The organism is Proteiniborus ethanoligenes, assembly GCF_900107485.1.
Lineage (GTDB): Bacteria > Bacillota > Clostridia > Tissierellales > Proteiniboraceae > Proteiniborus > Proteiniborus ethanoligenes.
The window spans coordinates 1-20,866 of the sequence record NZ_FNQE01000029.1; the positions used below are offsets into that span (position 1 = coordinate 1).

Here is a 20,866-nt window from a genome sequence, read left to right on the forward strand (position 1 = left end):
TTCAAGATCCTTTTCGCCTAATAGCTTCTTTAGTTGCTCATTCTCCTTATCTAAGGAGGAATTAGTGCTATAATCTATATTAAGAGGATTATTCGTTTTGTTAGCTTCCTTTGATTCTCTAACCCATCTTGTAACCGTGCCTGGGACAATATCATGCTTTCTTGCTACTAAAGTTGCATTACCAACTTCCTCTACTTCTTTAACAATTTGACGTTTAAATTCTTCTGGATATCTTGTATTTTTGCTTCTCATTCTGGCAACCTCCTGTTGATTATATTTTACTATAATCGTGTGTGATTGTCCAAAACGGTTAGGGGGCTAAATAGATACGAAGGAAAAAGAAAATCTAAAACTTGAATTAGATAAAAAAAATAGAGAAGAATATGAGCTGCTAGTATTTTATGCAAAGGACAAGGGAGATATTAAAATGATTAGAAAGAATCACAAGGACTATAAGAGCCTAATAAGTATTTATGGTGATCAATGCTTATAAATATAACTTCTTGAAATAATATATCCCTTTTGCTATTATTTATAATATGCATTCTATGTAACCTAAGACAATATGATAACGAGAGGAGAAAAATAATGATCAAAATGTTGAAGAAATTTATCACAATAATGATGATTACTGTAATGATGCTTACCTTAGCAACAGGTTGTGCTGTAAAAAAAGAAGAACCAAACAAGGAAAATGATTTAGCTCCAATAGAGCAAAGTGAAAATACATATCCTATGGAGATTGTAGATGGCTTTGGAAATAAAATAACTTTAGAAAAACAACCTACTAAAATAGTATCTCTTGCGCCAAGTCATACAGAAATTCTTTTTGAATTAGGACTAGATGAGGAAATAGTAGGAGTAACGCCTTATTGTGTTTTCCCAGAGAAGGCAACTACAAAAGAAAAAGTCGGTGATGCATTTAATGTAAACATAGAAAAAATATTAGAGCTAAATCCAGACATAGTCATTCAATACGGGCCTGGTAAAGAGGACGTCAATAGCAAGCTATCATCTTCTGGTATAGCTGTTCTCGGTTATGCCCCTGAATCTATTGACGAGGTAATTGACTTAATTGAAGAAATAGGCAGAATTACAAATAAGACTGTAGAAGCTAATTCAGTAACTCAGGAGATGCTCTCAAAGAAAGATACTATACTGAACACTGTAAAAGAGGCTAACAAGCCTAAGGTATTTTTTGAGGTTTGGGATGAGCCCCTTCAAACAGCAGGTCCAGGTTCCTTTATAGACGAATTAATAAGTCTTGCTGGAGGAGACAATATTGCTAATGATGCCCAGGGAGCATATGCTCAATTTGATTTAGAGCAGCTCATAGAAAGAAATCCTGATGTTTATCTTACATCTAAAGACGTTGAAACAAAAACAATTGAATCAATAAAATCAAGATCAGGCTTTAACGAAATAAATGCAATAAAGAATGACAGAGTCTATATATTAGATCCATTAATTTCTATACCTGGTCCTAGAATAGTTCAAGGTCTTGAAATTGTAGCAAAAAGCATACATCCTGAGCTTTTTGATTAAAAACAAAGTAGGGATTGGAATGGAATTTAAAAAGATAAAAAGACAAAAACAAGGTTTGATTATTACAGTACTAATAGTGGCTCTTGCTATTAGTATTGTAATATTTTCAACTATAGGCTCAGCAAAGATCAATGCAACAGATACATTGATGATTGTATTATCTAAAGTACCTTTTATAGGAAAGAACATCGACATAAGCAATATTCCCAAGTCTTACCAAACAATAATCCTCAACATAAGAATACCTAGGGTTTTAATAGGGATAATTGTAGGAGCCGCATTATCTAGTGTAGGAGCAGTATTTCAAGGTATGTTTAAGAACCCAATGGCAGACCCTTATGTTATTGGTATATCTTCAGGAGCTGCATTGGGGGCAGGAATTACAATAATCTTCGGACTGAGCTGGATTGGCTTAGGGATTTCAGCCATATCTATAGGTGCATTTGTTGGAGCAGTGGCTACTACCTTTGTGGTGTATTGGATTTCTAGGGTTAAAAACAAGGTCCCTGTAACCATCTTACTCCTTTCTGGTATTGCTGTGAGCCAATTTCTTACAGCTATATTATCTTTTTTAATGATAATGCATACAAAGGATATGACAAAAATCATTTATTGGACACTAGGTAGCTTTTCGGGGAAAGGATGGGATCATTTAGGAGCTGTATTTTTACCTATGATATTATCTATGGCATTATTAACCTCTTTTTCTAAAGATTTAAATATCATGCTTCTAGGTGAAGAATCAGCTCAAAATTTAGGCATAGATGTTGAAAAAGCAAAAATAATCATACTCATAATTTGTTCCTTTATTATTGCAACAGCAGTTTCAGTTAGTGGGATAATTGGATTTGTTGGATTAATTATCCCTCATATTTTGAGATTAATAGTAGGACCAGATCACAGAATACTAATACCATCCTCAATGTTAGCGGGAGGGATATTCATGGTATTTGCAGACACCTTAGCCAGAACAATTATATCACCAACTGAAATACCAGTTGGTATAATTACAGCATTTTTTGGGGGACCGTTTTTTATTTATCTTTTAAGAAAATCTAAGAAGAATATATAAAACTGTATAAATAATAATATTATTAATAAAAATAGATTCTAAGAAATATTTTTTAGAATCTATTTTTATTTATGATATAATTTTGTTGGAGGGATAATGATACGAGATACAGACATAGTAAAAACATTCAATAAAAATGCAATTGAAATATTTAAACAAGTTATCCACATAGACTTAAATGATGGCAGGGTTTCTTTAGACTCTGAAATAATATTCTACGATGGTGTAATTGTAGTAGTAGCTTTATCAGGAGTTATTTCAGGTCAAATAATGATTAATATTTCTGAGGAGCTTGCTAAGCTTATTTGCTTAAAGCTAATGGGAGGTGTTCCTGTAGTTAATATAGATAGAGATGCTAAAAAAGATATTTTTAGCCTTTGTAAGCTCATTATCGGGAACTCATGTGCTAGCTTGTATGAAAATGGAGTTTCAATGAATGTAACAAGCTATGGAATAATTCAAGGAAGAGATTTTGATTACATGGTCTTAGATAGGAAAGCTACTATAATTACATATGAAGATTTATCGGAAAAAATGGGAATGATAATATTATTAAACACAAAAGAAAAATAAAATTTTTGTTAACTTTATCAATTGACTTTATTAAAAAACATTAGTAAAATCATAAAGGTTGATAAAAAATACTAAATATATTAACGAGTTGACAAAACGGGGGACCAATAATGATGTTAAATGTAGTATTAGTAGAGCCGGAGATTCCACAAAACACAGGCAACATTGCTAGAACTTGTGCAGCAACAGGGACATCTCTTCATCTTGTAAAGCCATTGGGTTTTTCAATAGACGATAAGCATTTAAAAAGAGCAGGACTCGATTATTGGAACTTGCTAGATTTACATGTATATGAAAACCTAGATGAATTTTTTCAAAAAAACGAGGGGAGTAAATTTTACTTTGTAACTACAAAAGGAATTCAAAGCTATACGGATTTTAGCTTTGAAGAAGGAGCCTTTTTATTGTTTGGAAAAGAAACAGCAGGACTTCCAAAGGATATTCTTGCAAAACATAGAGAAATGACAATGAGAATACCCATGGTAGAGGATGAAAAGGCTAGATCTCTAAATCTTTCTAATTCTGTTGCTATTGTGGTATATGAAGCTTTAAGGCAATTAAGATTTCCAGATTTAATATGAGTAATATAAACTTTAAGGATGAAATTATTTAATACAAATTGCAAATTGCAGCTAGTATGCAAATAAATAAAAACAGGAGGTTTATCATGGAAATAGCTTTTGGTGTTTTGGGGGGATTGGGACTATTTTTATATGGAATGAATCTTATGGGGACAGGCCTTCAAAAAGCAGCTGGTCAAAAGCTCAAAAGGCTTATCGAAATATTGACGAGTAACAGATTTATGGGTGTTATTGTAGGTATTATTGTGACGGCAGTTATTCAAAGCAGTAGTGCTACTACTGTAATGGTTATAGGCTTTGTAAACGCAAGTTTAATGACATTAAGCCAGGCTGTAGGAGTAATAATGGGAGCAAACATAGGTACCACAGTAACAGCACAGCTTATAGCATTTAAGCTAAGCGATTATGCGCCTGTGGTTGTTGCCATAGGTGTGGCTATTTGGCTTTTTTCATCTAAGAAAAAGAATAAAGAAATTGCTGAAATCATGATAGGATTTGGTATTTTATTTATTGGTATGGATTTTATGAGTAGTCATCTAAAACCATTGAGCAATTCCCAAGTTTTTAATGATATATTAACTAGCTTAAAAAACCCTGTACTTGGGATAATTGTAGGATTTGGGATAACTACTATAGTACAAAGCAGTAGTGCTTCTATAGGATTATTATTAGCACTAGCTAGTCAAGGTCTTTTAAGTATAGATATTGCACTTCCTATACTTTTTGGAGATAACATAGGTACTACAACAACTGCACTTATATCAAGTATAGGAGCTAATAAAACAGCTAAAAGAGCGGCACTTATGCATTTCTTATTCAATGTAGTAGGCACTATTATATTTATGGTTGTATTAAGAAAGCCTGTAGAATCATTAGTAATTTATTTTTCACCTAACAATATAGAAAGACAAATTGCAAATGCACATACATTGTTTAATGTTATTAATGTAGTTATTCAATTCCCGTTTGCTGGTCTGTTAGTTGTTATTGCTGAGAAGCTCATTAAAGGAGACGAAGAAAAGGTACAAGGTTTAAAATACTTAGACACAAGAATTATTGAAACACCATCCATAGCAGTAGGTCAAGCAGCTAAAGAGGTCCTAAGAATGGGTAGAATAGTTAGAGAGAATCTAAGAACAGCAATTGAATCCTTCTACGCAAAAGACGAGAGCCTAACTCAAAAAGTGTTTGAGGAAGAAAAGCTTATTAACGAAATTGAAAGAGAGATAACTAAATATTTAATCCAGCTTTCTCATGCGCCTCTTACAGATGCACAGCATGCAACAGTAACTACCTTGTTTCATGCAATCAATGATATAGAGCGTGTAGGAGACCATGCTGAAAATATAGCAGAGCTATCACAGACTAGAATAGATGAAAAGCTTTGGTTTACAGATATGGCTCTTGATGAACTTCATGTTATGTTTGATAAGGTAGAGAATACATTCAGTAAATCCTTATTGGCCTTTAAAACTGCAGACCCTGTAATAGCAAATGAAGTAATAGATTTAGAGGCAGAGGTTGATATTATGGAAAAGGAATACAGGGCTAGACATATTGAAAGACTAAACACTCAGTCATGCTCACCAAGCTCAGGTATAATATTTCTTGATATGATAAGCAATCTTGAAAGAATATCAGACCATTCTTCAAACATTGCTCTGTATATGTTAGATGCTCTAAAATAAGAGATAAACCAGATAAGTTTATAGAAAATAACCAAAAAAATCATTAAATATTAAAGATATTTAATGATTTTTTAATAAAAAAGTGATAAAAAGTGTTGTATATAAAAAAAATATATATTATAATGTTCTTGAACAACAAGATTGATTTTTATTTAACAATTCTATAATTAAATAAATGCTGAATGAAAAATGCGGAAGAGACCAATTAAATTTGGCGCCGAAGGAGTAAGTCATAAGTTTGCCATTTATGGAGAAGCTCTCAGGCAAAAGGACCGTATTTGGACAGTTCTCTGGAAAGCCTATGGCACCGAAGGGGCAATTCTTTAAAAAGAAGAATCTCTCAGGTTTAGAACAGAGTAGAGGGGCACATAATAATGTAAACTTCTATTCTGTTTTTTTGTCTCTAAATAATTGTATGTACATTATAAGGAGTGAAACCTATGAGCTGTATTATATTTACGAATAACCCACTAATAAAAGATGTATTTTCTTCTACATATGAAATTCAGTTCTGCGAAAAGGACTATATAGGTGTTTTGGAAACTGTAAGAGACAAAATACATTTGGGTCATATACTTTTATCACATCCCCTAGCAGGCAGCATTAAGCCTAATGAAACTCCATATAGAACAATTCTTATTTCAAAAAATAAAAAAAACTTAGATTATAATTCGTTATCAATTATAGAGAGTGCCATAACCACTGCCAGAAAATTTATGGAGAACAAGATGACTCCAAATTGGACTGATATAGCACTTTTAGATTTCCAGACAGTAGATTTTTCACTAATAGAAGGTATTTTAAATAACATGACTAATTTTGAATAAAACAGGGTAATTTTGGGTAAATTTTAGTTGCTGAACAGTATTATTTGCTACTGTTAACCACAATAGTAAATTGGGTATATAATAGTATAAAATTAAAGGAGTGACGCTAATGGCAAATCTATACGATACTATAATAATCGGAGCAGGTCCAGCAGGTTTAGCAGCAGGATTATATGCGGCAAGAGCAAAAATGAAAACGCTTATTTTAGAAAGAGAAAAGGCTGGTGGTCAAATAGTTACTACTGAAGAAGTAGCCAACTACCCAGGCTCAGAAAAGGACGCTTCAGGCCCATCACTAGTTGCTAGAATGGTAGAACAAGCAGAAGAGTTTGGGGCAGAAAGGGTACTAGATGAAGTTAAAGAGGTTCAGTTAGAAGACAAAATTAAGATTGTTAAAGGAGCAAAAGGCGAATATCACGCAAAATCAATAATAATTGCTACAGGAGCAAAGCCTAAGCTTATGGGATGTCCAGGAGAAAAAGAGCTTACTGGTAAGGGAGTTTCCTATTGCGCAACTTGTGACGCAGATTTCTTTACTGATTTAGAAGTTTTTGTAATAGGTGGAGGAGATTCAGCTGTTGAAGAAGCAATGTATTTAACTAAATTTGCTAGAAAAGTGACTATTATTCATAGAAGAGATGAACTTAGAGCTGCTAAATCAATTCAAGAGAAGGCTTTTAAAAATGAAAAAATTGATTTTATATGGAATTCGGTAGTTAAGGAAGTTAAAGGCGATGGCATAGTAGAATCAATGATACTTACAAATAGAGTAACTGGAGAAGAAACAGAAATTTTTGCTAATGAAGATGATGGCACTTTTGGTATATTTGTATTTGTAGGCTATGACCCAGTAACTTCATTGTTTGACGGCATGATAAACATGGAAAATGGTTATATTATTACAGATGATAATATGAAAACTAATATACCGGGAGTATTTGCAGCTGGTGATTGCAGGGTTAAATCACTAAGACAAGTGGTTACAGCAACAGCAGATGGTGCTATAGCTGCTACACAAGCTGAAAAGTACATAGAAAGCGTTTTTGAGGAATAAAAATAGAAATTTTTTAAATAAAACAAATATATTAGGAGGGATATGAATGTTAGCTGTTGACAAAGATACTTTTGAAGTTGAAGTACTTCAAGCAGAGGGACATGTTTTAGTTGATTTCTGGAGTGAAGGGTGTGAACCTTGTAAAGCCTTAATGCCACATATCATGGAGCTTTCAGAAAAATATGGTGATAAAGTTAAATTTACTAAACTTGACACAGGTAAAGCAAGAAGACTTGCTATTTCACAAAGAATATTAGGATTGCCAGTTATAGCAATATACAAAGACGGTGAAAAAATTGACGAGTTAGTAAAGGACGATGCAACACCAGCCAATGTAGAGGCTATGATTCAAAAATATCTTTAATGAATGATTTTGGTAACTGACCTAAGTAGTGAAGGTTATAAAATTTACTGCTTAGGGTTACAATAAAACATGTCACATTAGTGAAATATCAAGAGGAGGTGAACTCTATGCGCCTAGAAATAGGTAATATTATCATTAAGGATGTTCAATTTGGCGACAAAACAAAGGTAGAAAATGGTATTTTGTTTGTCAACAAGGAGGAGCTTATTGCAAGAATAAGCGATGATGACAACATTAAAAGTGTGGATGTAGAGTTGGCAAGACCAGGTGAAAGCGTAAGAATTACTCCTGTTAAGGACGTTATTGAACCGAGAGTTAAGGCTGAAGGTCCTGGTGGAATTTTCCCAGGAGTACTTTCTAAGGTTCAAACAGTTGGAACAGGTAGAACCCATGTGCTAAAAGGTGCAGCAGTTGTTACGACAGGAAAGGTGGTTGCATTCCAAGAAGGTATTATAGACATGACTGGACCTGGAGCAGATTACACACCATTCTCTCAAACTAATAATGTTGTTTTAGTTATTCAACCAAGAGATGGTTTAAAACAGCATGAGCATGAAAAAGCTATTAGATTTGCGGGATTAAAAGCTGCTGCTTATCTTGGAGAAGCAGGTAAAGAAGTAACACCAAATGAAGTAAAGGTATATGAAACGCTACCATTACTTCAAGGAATTCAAAAATATCCTGAACTCCCAAAGGTAGCATATGTACTGATGCTTCAAAGCCAAGGCTTGATGCATGATACTTATGTTTATGGTGTTGACGCTAAACAAACCTTATCTACACTGATTTACCCAACAGAGCTTTTAGATGGTGCTATCATAAGTGGTAACTGTGTTTCTGCTTGTGACAAGAATACTACTTATCACCACTTAAACAACCCAGTTGTTCACGACTTATTTGAAAGACATGGAAAAGAACTAAACTTTGTTGGAGTAATTATAACAAATGAAAATGTTTACTTAGCGGATAAGGAAAGATCATCAGATTGGTCTGCAAAATTAGCAGAATATCTTGGTGTTGATGGTGTCATCATATCACAGGAAGGATTTGGAAATCCAGATACTGACTTAATCATGAACTGCAAAAAAATAGAACAAAAAGGCATAAAGACTGTAATCGTAACTGACGAATATGCAGGTAGAGATGGAGCATCTCAATCATTAGCTGATGCTGATCCGCTAGCAAATGCAGTTGTTACAGGTGGAAATGCTAACGAAGTAATAGAACTACCAGCACTAGAAAAGGTTATTGGATATCTTGATCCAGTAAATACAATTGCTGGTGGATTTGATGGAAGTTTAAGAGAAGATGGTTCTATAGTAGTAGAGCTTCAAGCTATTACAGGTGCTACAAATGAGCTTGGCTTCAATAAACTAACAGCAAGAGGATTCTAAACAAACATAAATATATTTAAACAAAAACTGAAAGGAAGTGTGAAGATGGGACTATTTGATGGCAAAAAAGTTATCGTAATAGGCGATAGAGATGGTATACCAGCTCCAGCTGTCGAAGAATGTTTAAAGACGACTAACGCAGAAGTAGTTTTCGCATCTACAGAGTGTTTTGTCTGAACGGCTGCAGGAGCAATGGACCTAGAGAATCAACAAAGAGTTAAGGATTTAACAGAAAAGCACGGTGCAGAGAATATTATCGTTCTTTTAGGTGCTGCTGAAGGTGAAGCTGCAGGTTTAGCAGCTGAAACAGTTACAGCAGGAGATCCAACTTTTGCAGGTCCATTGGCAGGAGTCCAGTTAGGACTCAGAGTTTACCACGTTGTAGAACCAGAAGTTAAGGATGAATTTGATGCAGACGTTTATGATGAGCAAATAGGCATGATGGAAATGGTTCTAGATGTTGATGAAATAATTGAAGAAGTAAGTTCAATAAGAAATGAATATGGAAAATTTAATGATTAAATAAAACTACCCAAAAATACGAGAGGGGGGATACTAATGAGTAAAATAAAAGTTGTTCATTATATCAACCAATTCTTTGCTGGAATAGGTGGAGAAGAAAAGGCTGATTATAAACCAGAAGTAAGAGAAACAGTAGTTGGACCAGGAATGGCATTTAATCAAAGTTTTGGTGATGAAGCTGAAATAGTTGCAACAATTATTTGCGGTGACTCTTACTTTAACGAAAACCTAGAAGAAGCAAAAGCAGAAGTAATTAGCATGATTAAGAAATATAATCCAGACTTATTCATTGCTGGACCAGCCTTTAATGCAGGTAGATATGGTGTTGCGTGTGGAACAATCACTGATGCTGTAAAAAATGAACTAGGAATCCCTGTTTTAACTGGTATGTACATTGAAAATCCTGGCGCTGATATGTTTAAGAAAAGTGTTTATATTGTAGAAACAAAAAATAATGCGGCAGGAATGAGATCAGCAGTAAAAGATATGGCAAAGTTAGCTCTTAAATTGGCTAAAGGTGAAGAAATAGGTTCACCAGCAGATGAAGGGTATATACCTAGAGGTATTAGAAGAAATGTTTTTGTTGATAAGAGAGGTTCTGAAAGAGCTGTTGACATGCTTATTAACAAGCTTAAAGGAGAAGAATTCGTTACAGAGTTCCCAATGCCTGATTTCGATAGAGTAGATCCAAATCCAGCAGTTAAAGATATTACTAAAGCTAAAATCGCCCTAGTAACTTCCGGCGGTATAGTTCCAAAAGGAAATCCTGATCATATTGAATCTTCAAGTGCTTCTAAGTACGGAAAATATGATATTGCTGGAGTAGAAGATTTAACAGAAGAAACTTATGAAACAGCTCATGGTGGTTATGACCCTGTATATGCAAATATTGATGCTGACAGAGTTTTACCTGTAGATGTTCTTAGGGATCTAGAGAAGGAAGGAAAAATTGGAGAACTTCATAGATACTTCTACACTACTGTAGGAAATGGTACAGCAGTTGCAAGCTCAAAAGCTTTTGCAGCAGAGTTTGCTAAAGAACTGAAAGCTGATGGCGTGGATGCAGTTATATTAACCTCCACCTGAGGCACTTGTACACGTTGCGGTGCAACGATGGTTAAAGAAGTTGAGAGAGCAGGTATTCCAGTTGTTCATATGTGTACTGTAGTGCCAATCTCATTGACTGTAGGTGCTAACAGAATAGTTCCAACTATAGCTATACCACATCCACTTGGGAATCCAAGCTTAGAGAAAGCAGAAGAAAAGAAATTAAGAAGAAAATTAGTTGAAAAAGCACTAGAAGCTTTAACAACTGAAGTGGAAGGTCAAACAGTTTTTGATAAATAATTGTGCTGGCTGCGATTCGCAGCTAGCAGTTGCAAAAGCAAATAAAAGGGTGGTGTTTATTCATCACCCTTTTATAAGCCATAGCTTAGTAGCTAAAGACTATTTATAGTATGTAGCTGCCAGCTGCGAGTCAATAACAATAAATAATAATAATTTTTAATTATTTTGGAGGTGAAGTGTATGTCATTCCCAGTAGTAAAAGGTGCTGGTTACATACTAGCACACACACCAGATATGGTATTACACAATGGTACAACACAAACTTCAGAAAGAGTTATCAATCCTAACTCAGATTATTTAAAAGAGCTCCCAAAGCATTTGCGTAGCTTTGAAGAAGTAGTAAGCTATCCACCTAACCAAACCTATATTGGGTCATTAAATCCACAAGAATTGGCAAAATATGAAATGCCATGGTATGACAAAAAAGTTGAGGGTGCTGAAAGATTTGGTGAGCTAGGAGAAATAATGCCTCAAGATGAATTCATAGGTCTAATGCAAATGAGCGATGCTTTCGACCTAGTTAAACTAGAAAAATCTTTTGCAGAAAGTGTGAAAGCTAAGCTTGCTAAGCATCCATTAATAAGAGAAGAATTATTAGCTAAGCTTAAAGAAGGAGACTCAATAGAAGATATTAAAAAGCAAATAGATGAGTATCATGCAGAGGCTATTTACCATGACAATGAAATAGTTGGATGTGTAAAGAGAGCTCATGAAATAGATATTAATCTAAATGCTCATACAATATTTGAAAACTTAGTAGTTAAAGCATCTGGTGCTCTTGCACTAATGAATCTATTAGACAAAAATGGAATAGATGCAAATGATATAGAATATGTAATTGAATGCTCTGAAGAAGCATGTGGAGATATGAATCAAAGAGGCGGAGGCAACTTTGCAAAGGCTATAGCAGAAATGGTAGGCTGTAACAATGCTACTGGCTCAGATACTAGAGGATTTTGTGCAGCACCAACACACTCATTAATCGAAGCTGCTGCGCTAGTACAAGCGGGAGTATACCAAAATGTAGTTATTGTAGCAGGTGGAGCAACAGCTAAGCTAGGCATGAATGGTAAAGACCACGTTAAGAAAGGTTTACCTATACTAGAAGATGCAGTTGCAGGATTTGCAGTTTTAGTAAGCAAAAACGATGGAATAAATCCAATTTTAAGAACTGACTTAGTAGGTCGACATACTGTGGGTACAGGTTCTTCACCACAGGCTGTTATAACTTCACTAATAACGACTCCATTAGATAAAGGAAACCTAAAGATAACTGATATAGATAAATACTCTGTTGAAATGCAAAACCCAGATATAACTAAACCAGCAGGAGCAGGAGATGTACCTGCTGCAAACTACAAAATGATAGCTGCACTTGGAGTAAAAAGAGGCGAGCTCGAAAGAGCAGATGTAGCAACCTTTGGAGATAAACATGGTTTGCCAGGATGGGCTCCAACTCAAGGACACATTCCATCAGGAGTTCCGTATGTTGGATTTGGTAGAGAGGCTATGCTTAATGGAGAAATAGATAAAGCTATGATAGTTGGAAAAGGTAGCTTGTTCTTAGGACGTATGACAAATTTATTTGATGGCGTATCTATAGTTATGGAAAAGAACAGTGGAAAAGTTGAGGATGCTAAAGGCGTTTCAGAAGAAGAGGTTAAAAAATTAGTAGCAGAGGCTATGAGAGAATTTGCGTCACATCTATTAGGAAATTAGAGGTGATATAAATGTCAGAAAATATCAAAAATATAATAGGAAAAGTATTTAATGATATAGCAGATGCTGTAGAAACTGGACAATTTGGTCAAAGAGTAAAGGTGGGCATCACTGTATTGGGCAGCGAGCATGGTGTAGAAAACATCATAAAGGGAGCCGAGCTAGCTCAAAAAAGAAATTCTACAATTGAAGTGGTTCTAATTGGACCAAAGGTAGAAACAGAGCTTAAAATATATGAAGCTAATACAGAAGAAGAACAGCATAAGAGAATGGAAGAGCTTTTAGATAGTGGTGAAATTAAAAGTGCTGTTACAATGCACTACACATTCCCATTAGGAGTATCTACTGTAGGTAGAGTAATTACACCGGGTAAAGGGAGAGAAATGTACCTAGCTACTACTACAGGGACTTCATCTGCACATAGAGTAGAAGGCATGATAAAAAATGCTTTATATGGAATAATCACTGCAAAAGCAATGGGAATTAAAAACCCGACAGTAGGTCTTTTAAATGTAGATGGAGTAAGACAAGTTGAGAGAGCCTTAAATGAGCTAAAAGCCAATGGCTATGATTTTAGCTATGCTGAAACCATGAGATCAGATGGTGGTGCAGTTATGAGAGGAAACGACTTATTAACAGGCACACCAGATGTAATGGTAACTGACTCATTAACTGGAAATCTACTTATGAAAATATTTTCATCATACTCTACAGGTGGAGATTATGAAGCTTTAGGCTTTGGATATGGACCTGGTATTGGGGAGGATTATGAGAGAACTATCCTTATATTATCAAGGGCATCAGGAGTTCCAGTTGTAGCCAATGCAATAGAGTTCGCTGGTGAGCTTGCAAAAGGCAAGGTTGATAAAATATCAAAAGAAGAGTTTGCTAAAGCAAACAGTGCAAAGCTTCAAGACATTCTGAAAGGCTTAAAAAAGGATAACAAAAAAGAAAGCTCCGATGAGCAAATGGAAGTAGTGGCTCCTGATAAAGAAATAGTAACAGGTTCAATCTCAGGAGTAGACATCATGGAGCTAGAAGACGCAGTTATTGAGTTATGGAAAAAAGGCATATATGCTGAAAGTGGAATGGGCTGTACTGGTCCAATAGTAATGGTTAATGAGGCTAAGGTGGATCTTGCAGTTGAAGTTCTTACAAAGGCAGGATATATTGCAGAAGGCTCAAACCCATGTTAACAAACTAAATAGAACTATAGAACCGAGAATAATTATTCTCGGTTCTATAGCCTCTATATAATGAGTAAAATGCAAATTTGGAGCATATAGTAATTATTAAGATGAATTAATTTTTAAAATAAAAAAGGGTTTTCACGATTTGTGTAGAATATTATAATTGTTGTTGGTAAAACAAAAACAACACAGATAATACATAAAAATATTATAATAATTACAAGGGGGATTTAAGATGACAAAAAAATTACTAGCATTAACATTAGTAACTGTTTTAGTGTTATCCTTAGCAATCGGATGTACTCCAAAAACAGAACAACCAGCACAACCAGATCAATCAAATGAACAACCTGGAGATAATCAAGCTCAACCAGAAGCTCCTAAAGATGATAAGAAATTTGTAGTAGGTATGATAACAGATACGGGTGGATTAGGTGACCAATCATTTAACGATTCAGCTTGGGCTGGACTTAAAAAAGCAGAATCAGAATTAGGCGTAGAAGCAAAGGTTTTAGAGTCACAATCAGCTGATGACTATGGCCCAAACCTAACTAGCTTCTCAGAATCAGGTGCAGACCTAGTAATAGGAGTAGGATTCCTATTTGAGGAAAGCATGAAGGCTGCAGCAGAACAGTTCCCACAGCAAAAATTTGCAGTGGTTGACACTGTTATAGATGCTCCAAACGTAGCATCACTTACATTTGCTAACCACGAAGGTTCATACCTAGTAGGTGTAGCAGCAGGATTAACTACAAAATCCAATAAAATAGGCTTTATTGGTGGTATGAAATTCCCTCTAATCGAAGAATTTGAGTATGGATTTAGAGCTGGAGTAAAAGCAGTTAATCCAAATGCAGAAGTATTTGTTCAATATGCAGATTCATTTGATGACTCAGCAAAAGGTAAAGAAATAGCACTTGCTCAACATCAAATGGGTGCAGACGTTATATATCATGCTGCAGGTGGAGTTGGCGTTGGATTAATGCAAGCAGCTGAAGAAAAAGGCTTCTGGGCAATAGGAGTTGACCAAGACCAATCAGCATTAGCTCCAGAGCATGTTCTATGTTCAGCAATTAAGAGAGTTGATACATCTACATTTGAAATAACTAAAACTGCTAAAGAAGGAACATTTGAAGGCGGTAAAGTGTACACATTTGATGTTAGCAACGATGGTATGGGATATAGTGACAATGCAGGCAACTTACCAGAAGATGTTAAGGCTATAATGGAAACACATAAACAAGCTATAATCGATGGCAAAATAGTTGTTCCTAAGATAGAAGCAGAATTTACAGCTTTTGAAGCGCCACAATTATAATATCCATATTATATAATATTGAAAATAGGATATAAAAAAAGTATAATCATACTAGGTCAGGTGTTAAACCATCTGACCTTTATTTTCTATAAAAGGAGGGAATGAGCTTGGACTATGTAGTAGAGATGAAGAATATTACCAAAATATTTCCTGGAGTAGTAGCTAATGACAATGTGGATTTCACATTAAAAAAAGGGGAAACACATGTATTATTAGGAGAAAACGGCGCAGGTAAAACTACTCTAATGAATATATTGTACGGTCTATATTTACCTACATCGGGAGAAATCTATATTCATGGTGAAAAAGTCAGCATCGATAACCCTAATATAGCAATTGAAAAAGGTATAGGGATGGTACATCAACATTTCATGCTTGTTCAACCATTTACTATTGCCGAAAACATAATACTCGGTACAGAGCCTTCGAAGTTTTTTGGTCTTAATCTAGATATGAAAAAGGCTATTGAAGATGTAATAGAAATATCCGACAAATATGGACTAGCAGTGGATCCAAATGCAAAGATTCAAGATATTAGTGTAGGCATGCAGCAAAGAGTTGAGATATTAAAAGCTCTTTATAGAGGAGCGGACATTTTAATATTAGACGAACCAACTGCTGTTCTTACTCCTCAAGAAATTGATGAACTAGGAGTAATATTAGACAATTTGAAGAATCAAGGCAAATCAATTATTTTGATTACCCACAAGCTTAAAGAAGTAATGACTATGAGTGACAGAGTTACAGTTATTAGGAGAGGCAAGGTAATAGGTACACTTAATACCCAAGACACAAATACCGATGAATTAGCAGAATTCATGGTAGGTAGAAAAGTAAATCTAGTGGTAGAAAAAGAAGATAAAGAACCTGGAGATGTAATACTTGAGGTTAAAAACCTAGAAGCTTTAGATAATAGACATTTACCAGCTTTAAAGGGATTAAGCTTTAATGTAAGGGCAGGAGAAATACTTGCTATAGCTGGAGTAGATGGTAATGGACAAACAGAGCTTGTAGAAGTTCTTACGCACCTTAGAAAAGCAAAGTCAGGAATCATAGAACTGAATGGAAAAGATATTGCTAAATGTAGTACAAAGGAAATTATAGATATTGGCGTAGGTCATATACCAGAGGATAGACACAAAAGAGGATTAGTCTTAAACCACTCTCTTGCAGAAAATATGATATTAGGAAATCACAGAGAAGAACCTTATAGCAAAAATGGTATTATGGATTATAAAAAGATTCATGAGCATGCACTAGAGTTGATTAAAGAATTTGACGTAAGAACACCTAATGAAGAAGTTGCGGCAAAATCTCTATCAGGTGGTAATCAGCAAAAGGTAATTATAGCGAGAGAAATCAACAGAGATCCAATGTTATTAATTGCTTCCCAGCCTACTAGGGGACTTGATGTTGGAGCTATTGAATTTGTTCATAGAAGAATTGTTGAACAAAGAAATAGAGGAAAGGCTGTTTTACTAGTTTCCCTAGAGCTAGATGAGGTTATGGCACTAGCAGATAGAATAGCAGTTATTTATGATGGAAACATAGTAGGAATTGTAGATTCTAAGGATGCTACGGAAAGAAAGCTAGGTATAATGATGGCTGGAGGTAAAGCTGATGACTAGTGAGAATAGAGAGGTGAGAAAATGAATAGTAAAGACAGTAAACTTAAGATTTTTTTTGATAATGTAAAGTTTCCTGCATTTGCTGTACTTATATCATTCGTAATTGGAGCTATATTTATAGTGATTTCAGGTAACAGTCCATTAGTAGCATATGGAGCGCTTTTTAGCGGTAGCTTTGGTAGCATACCTGTTTTTGGAGAAACATTGTTGAAAACTACTCCCCTTATATTTACTGGACTTGCAATAGCTTTTGCATTTAGATGTGGTTTATTTAATATTGGTGCCGAAGGCCAGTATATTGCTGGAGCTATATCAACTGTAGCTGTAGCTTTTGTATTCCAAAACTTACCACATTTCCTTCTTGTTCCACTGATTTTTTTAGCTGGAGCACTTGGAGGGGCATTGTGGGCTTCTATAGTAGGATTTTTAAAATCTAAACTTGGAATACATGAGGTTATTACTAGTATAATGCTAAACTATACAGCTATGTTTGTGGGGAACTATTTTATTAGAACTATTTTGAACCCTTCTACACTAGAAGGCAGTGCACAAAAAGCGCACACTGTATTATTACCGCAAGCAGCAAGGCTTACAAAGTTTAAGGATTTATTTCCTTCAATATTTGGACACTCAAGTGTAAATACAAGCTTAATAGTAGCCATACTATGTGCTTTTGTTGCATATTTTATTTTATTTAAAACTACATTAGGTTACGAAATACGTTCTGTTGGGCAGAGTCCATTTGCAGCAGAATATGGCGGTATAAGCATAACTAAAAACCTGATTATATCAATGCTTATATCTGGTGCTTTTGCTGGGTTAGCAGGAACAGCACAGGTTGCAGGCTTGACTTATAAAGTAGATATGGCACCAGCTCTACCAGGATATGGGTTTACAGGTATAGCAGTAGCTTTAGTAGGAAAGAATCATCCAATTGGTGTATTAGTAAGTGCTCTCCTTTTTGGAATACTTAGTAATGGAGAAAGAAGAATGCAAATTGCTGGTATTCCAAAGGAAATCGTAGGAATAATTCAAGGAGTTATTATAATTTTCATCGCAGGCGAACAAATTGTAAAAATTATATCTAAGCACAGAGAAAAAAAGAATAAAACTGAGGAGGTGGCATAATGCTTTTTATAATACTAGCTATACTTGCTTCAGCATTAAGACTAGCAACACCTCTAATCTTTGCATCCTTAGGAGGAGTATTCTCCGAGAGATCAGGAGTTTTCAACATAGCCTTAGAAGGTATTATGATAATGGGGGCATTTTTTGCAGTTTTAACCACTCATTTTACCAACTCACCTTGGCTTGGTGTGCTAACTGCAATAATTGTAGGCATTATTACCTCTTTACTACTTGCTGTATTAGCAATACATTTAAAAGCAGACCAAACTATTACAGGGGTAGCTATTAACCTTTTGGCTACAAGTTTGACAGCATATTTGCTAGAAATTATATGGCATAGATCAGGACAAACTGACCCATTACAAAATAAAATGTTATCTAAAAACTTATTCCTAGGGCTTGAAAAAATACCTGTATTAGGAAGCTTTTTTGCACAATTACCTGTGTTTGTATATATGGCATTTATAATGGTTGCTGTGTCATACTATGTATTGTGGAAAACACCTTTTGGATTAAGGGTTAGATCAGTAGGAGAACATCCAAGAGCAGCAGATACAGTTGGTATAAATGTATATAAGACAAGATATATTTGTGTAATGATAAGTGGAGCTTTAGCAGGGCTTGCAGGAGCTTCTCTATCATTAGGCGCTGTAAACCTTTTTAGAGAAGGAATGACTGCTGGAAAAGGTTTTATAGCTATAGCAGCTATGATATTTGGTAAGTGGCATCCAGTAGGAGCTATGCTAGCAAGCATTTTCTTTGGGCTTACAGAAGCTATACAGATACAAGCATCTATGCTAGGCTTAAAGGTGCCATCAGAATTTTTACAGGCATTGCCATATATAGCAACTATCCTTGCTCTCGTAGGAGTAGTTGGTAGAGCTGTAGGACCAGCAGCAGGCGGTAAGCCTTATGATAAAGGTGAAAAGTAAGAGAATATTTGTTTAAGTGTAAAACATAAATTAATAAAATATATATATACTTACAGAGATCCTTCGATGACACTTAGGATAAAACAGCTATAGCTCCTCTTATTCTTTTAGGACTATGCCTTTTCATCAATTAAGTGTAATGAAGGATCTATTTTATTTACGAAATGTGAGAAGTATATATTATTAATTTTTGAGTAAAGTATTATTATCTGGTATAATAGTACTATAAAGATTAACATAGTAAGTGATACCAAAGTAATATTACTTTGTGATACTTTAATTTGAATCCATTATTATGTAGGGAGTGAGCCATATGCGTCTAGGATTTGATTTAACATTGGAACAAGCACAAAAATTAATAATGACTCCAGAGTTAAGACAAGCTATTCAGATACTTCAGTTTACTAGTCAAGAGCTATGGCAATATGTAGAAAGCCAGATGGAGGCTAATCCGTTATTAGAGATGGAGAATAAGCGAGAGCCTGAAGAGAATATAGAAGAAATAAAAAATAAAAATGAGGAAATAGATTGGAAAGAGTATATTAATGAGTATGACGATATAAGCTATGCTAGCTCTTATAACAAGGACGAAAAAGAAACTACATTTGAGAGCTATGTTTCTTCACCCACTTCTCTAAAAGAGCATTTGCTTTTTCAACTAAACCTTTCAATACTAGATAAGAAGCAAAGAGAAATAGGAGAATTTATTATTGAAAACATAGATAAAAATGGATATCTAATTAATAATATAGAGGAAATTTCAGAACAGTTAGGTGTAGAGCCCAAGCATGTAGAAAACGTTGTCAAATTTGTTCAAACCTTTGAGCCTATAGGTGTATGCGCAAGAGACTTAAAAGAATGCTTACTACTTCAATTAGAGCTAAAAGGCATAGAAAACTCTGATGTGAAAGCAGTTATAAAAAATCATTTAGAGGATGTAGCACAAAATAGAATAGCTAAAATTTCAAAGGAATTGAATATTACTGTTCAGAATGTCCAATGGATATGTGATTTAATTAAATCCTTAGAGCCTAAGCCAGGAAGAGGGTTTGCACATGATAGTGACGACATTAAATATATAACTCCTGATGTGTACTTATATTATGTAGATGGAGAATATATTATTAGTGTAAATGAATCTTCTACTCCTAGACTAATTATTAACAACTACTATAGACAGCTCTTGACTAGGACAAGTGATGAAAGTACGGCAAACTTTCTTACAGATAGGTTAAATTCAGCTACATGGTTAATAAGAAGCATAGAGCAGAGAAGAATGACAATATATAAAGTAGTAGAGTCTATACTAAAATTTCAAATAGAGTTTTTTGAAAAGGGCAAGCAGTCATTAAAACCACTTACATTAAAAGATATAGCAGATGATATTGGTGTCCATGAATCAACTGTTAGTAGAGCTACTAATGGAAAGTATATACAGACACCTAGAGGATTATTTGAGCTAAAATACTTCTTTTCTAGTGGTGTTTCTACAGGAGATGGTGGCATATCTTCAACAAGTATTAAATCTATTATAAAAGAAATAATAGATGAGGAAAATCCTAAAAAACCACTAAGCGACCAGCAAATAGTAAAAATTCTTAAATCAAAAAATATTGATATCTCCAGAAGAACAGTAGCTAAATATCGTGATGAACTAGGTATCCCATCTTCATCAGGCAGAAGGAGATTTTAAGCATACTATACAAACAGGAAAGGAATCAGAATCCTTCCTGTTTGGTACAAAATATGTTTTTTTATTAACAAACTCAACAAGGTATTGATTTTTAGAAAGACTATATATATAATGAAGATGTACCATTTTTTTATGAAAATCTTGGGACAATATCATCATATACGGGACAATATCCGACCAATATGCATGATATACAACAAAGATTAAAATACTATTTATAGTAAAAATCTAATAAGATAGTAATTAACATTTTATGATGGAACTTTAGGTTGTACGCTTTGTCGATGGGTC

The 20,866-nt window shown here is 34.6% G+C and carries 19 protein-coding genes and 2 riboswitches; of the genes, 18 read left to right on the top strand and 1 reads right to left on the bottom strand.

The features are described from left to right. A partial coding sequence (locus BLV37_RS11700) for a transposase (RefSeq protein ID WP_091731681.1) occupies positions 1-252 on the bottom strand: 252 nt, incomplete at its 3' end. Positions 253-588: 336 nt separating this feature from the next. Here BLV37_RS11700 and BLV37_RS11705 point away from each other — a divergent pair. The 18 genes from BLV37_RS11705 (at position 589) to rpoN (ending at position 20,575) form a co-directional block, all read left to right on the top strand. Beyond that, positions 589-1,545, top strand: a complete 957-nt coding sequence (locus BLV37_RS11705) for an ABC transporter substrate-binding protein (RefSeq protein ID WP_091731684.1) — start codon at positions 589-591, stop codon at positions 1,543-1,545. Between the two features lie 19 nt (positions 1,546-1,564). Next, on the top strand, positions 1,565-2,617 hold the full coding sequence (locus tag BLV37_RS11710) for a FecCD family ABC transporter permease (protein ID WP_091731687.1): 1,053 nt from the start codon (positions 1,565-1,567) through the stop codon (positions 2,615-2,617). A 96-nt stretch (positions 2,618-2,713) separates the two neighbouring features. Next, entirely contained in the window at positions 2,714-3,190 is a 477-nt protein-coding gene (locus BLV37_RS11715; protein WP_091731689.1) for a hypothetical protein, read from the top strand. Between the two features lie 110 nt (positions 3,191-3,300). Beyond that, entirely contained in the window at positions 3,301-3,771 is a 471-nt protein-coding gene (gene trmL, locus BLV37_RS11720) for a tRNA (uridine(34)/cytosine(34)/5-carboxymethylaminomethyluridine(34)-2'-O)-methyltransferase TrmL (RefSeq protein ID WP_091731692.1), read from the top strand. An 86-nt stretch (positions 3,772-3,857) separates the two neighbouring features. Next, complete coding sequence (locus BLV37_RS11725; protein ID WP_091731694.1) at positions 3,858-5,459, top strand: Na/Pi cotransporter family protein; 1,602 nt, start codon at positions 3,858-3,860, stop codon at positions 5,457-5,459. Positions 5,460-5,641: 182 nt separating this feature from the next. After that, a riboswitch (glycine riboswitch) is annotated at positions 5,642-5,744 on the top strand. Between the two features lies 1 nt (position 5,745). Next, a riboswitch (glycine riboswitch) is annotated at positions 5,746-5,818 on the top strand. 81 nt (positions 5,819-5,899) lie between these two features. Next, positions 5,900-6,286, top strand: coding sequence for a GrdX family protein (locus BLV37_RS11730; protein WP_091731697.1), 387 nt, complete (start codon positions 5,900-5,902; stop codon positions 6,284-6,286). A gap of 109 nt (positions 6,287-6,395) precedes the next feature. After that, positions 6,396-7,340, top strand: coding sequence for a thioredoxin-disulfide reductase (gene trxB, locus BLV37_RS11735; protein WP_091731700.1), 945 nt, complete (start codon positions 6,396-6,398; stop codon positions 7,338-7,340). A 46-nt stretch (positions 7,341-7,386) separates the two neighbouring features. Further along, positions 7,387-7,704 (top strand): thioredoxin TrxA, encoded by a 318-nt coding sequence (gene trxA, locus BLV37_RS11740; RefSeq protein WP_091731703.1) that lies wholly within the window; start codon positions 7,387-7,389, stop codon positions 7,702-7,704. A 107-nt stretch (positions 7,705-7,811) separates the two neighbouring features. Further along, positions 7,812-9,098, top strand: coding sequence for a glycine/sarcosine/betaine reductase component B subunit (locus BLV37_RS11745; protein ID WP_091731706.1), 1,287 nt, complete (start codon positions 7,812-7,814; stop codon positions 9,096-9,098). A gap of 45 nt (positions 9,099-9,143) precedes the next feature. Continuing rightward, the gene (gene grdA / locus BLV37_RS11750) at positions 9,144-9,620 is read left to right on the top strand and encodes a glycine/sarcosine/betaine reductase complex selenoprotein A (RefSeq protein ID WP_091731708.1); all 477 of its coding nucleotides are present in this window, start codon (positions 9,144-9,146) and stop codon (positions 9,618-9,620) included. A gap of 36 nt (positions 9,621-9,656) precedes the next feature. Further along, entirely contained in the window at positions 9,657-10,967 is a 1,311-nt protein-coding gene (gene grdB / locus BLV37_RS11755) for a glycine reductase complex selenoprotein B (protein ID WP_091731710.1), read from the top strand. 180 nt (positions 10,968-11,147) lie between these two features. After that, a complete protein-coding gene (gene grdC, locus BLV37_RS11760; protein WP_091731712.1) occupies positions 11,148-12,686 on the top strand; it encodes a glycine/sarcosine/betaine reductase complex component C subunit beta in 1,539 nt (512 codons plus the stop codon). Between the two features lie 11 nt (positions 12,687-12,697). Next, a complete protein-coding gene (grdD, locus tag BLV37_RS11765; protein WP_091731715.1) occupies positions 12,698-13,882 on the top strand; it encodes a glycine/sarcosine/betaine reductase complex component C subunit alpha in 1,185 nt (394 codons plus the stop codon). Between the two features lie 229 nt (positions 13,883-14,111). Next, complete coding sequence (locus BLV37_RS11770) at positions 14,112-15,194, top strand: BMP family lipoprotein (RefSeq protein WP_091731718.1); 1,083 nt, start codon at positions 14,112-14,114, stop codon at positions 15,192-15,194. Positions 15,195-15,301: 107 nt separating this feature from the next. Beyond that, the gene (locus BLV37_RS11775) at positions 15,302-16,822 is read left to right on the top strand and encodes an ABC transporter ATP-binding protein (protein ID WP_091731720.1); all 1,521 of its coding nucleotides are present in this window, start codon (positions 15,302-15,304) and stop codon (positions 16,820-16,822) included. 21 nt (positions 16,823-16,843) lie between these two features. Continuing rightward, a complete protein-coding gene (locus tag BLV37_RS11780; protein ID WP_091731723.1) occupies positions 16,844-17,950 on the top strand; it encodes an ABC transporter permease in 1,107 nt (368 codons plus the stop codon). Further along, a complete protein-coding gene (locus tag BLV37_RS11785; protein ID WP_425287125.1) occupies positions 17,950-18,882 on the top strand; it encodes an ABC transporter permease in 933 nt (310 codons plus the stop codon). The genes BLV37_RS11780 and BLV37_RS11785 overlap by 1 nt, the downstream gene beginning before the upstream one ends. A 313-nt stretch (positions 18,883-19,195) precedes the next feature. Next, positions 19,196-20,575, top strand: a complete 1,380-nt coding sequence (gene rpoN, locus BLV37_RS11790) for an RNA polymerase factor sigma-54 (protein ID WP_091731728.1) — start codon at positions 19,196-19,198, stop codon at positions 20,573-20,575. Positions 20,576-20,866: the final 291 nt, after the last annotated feature.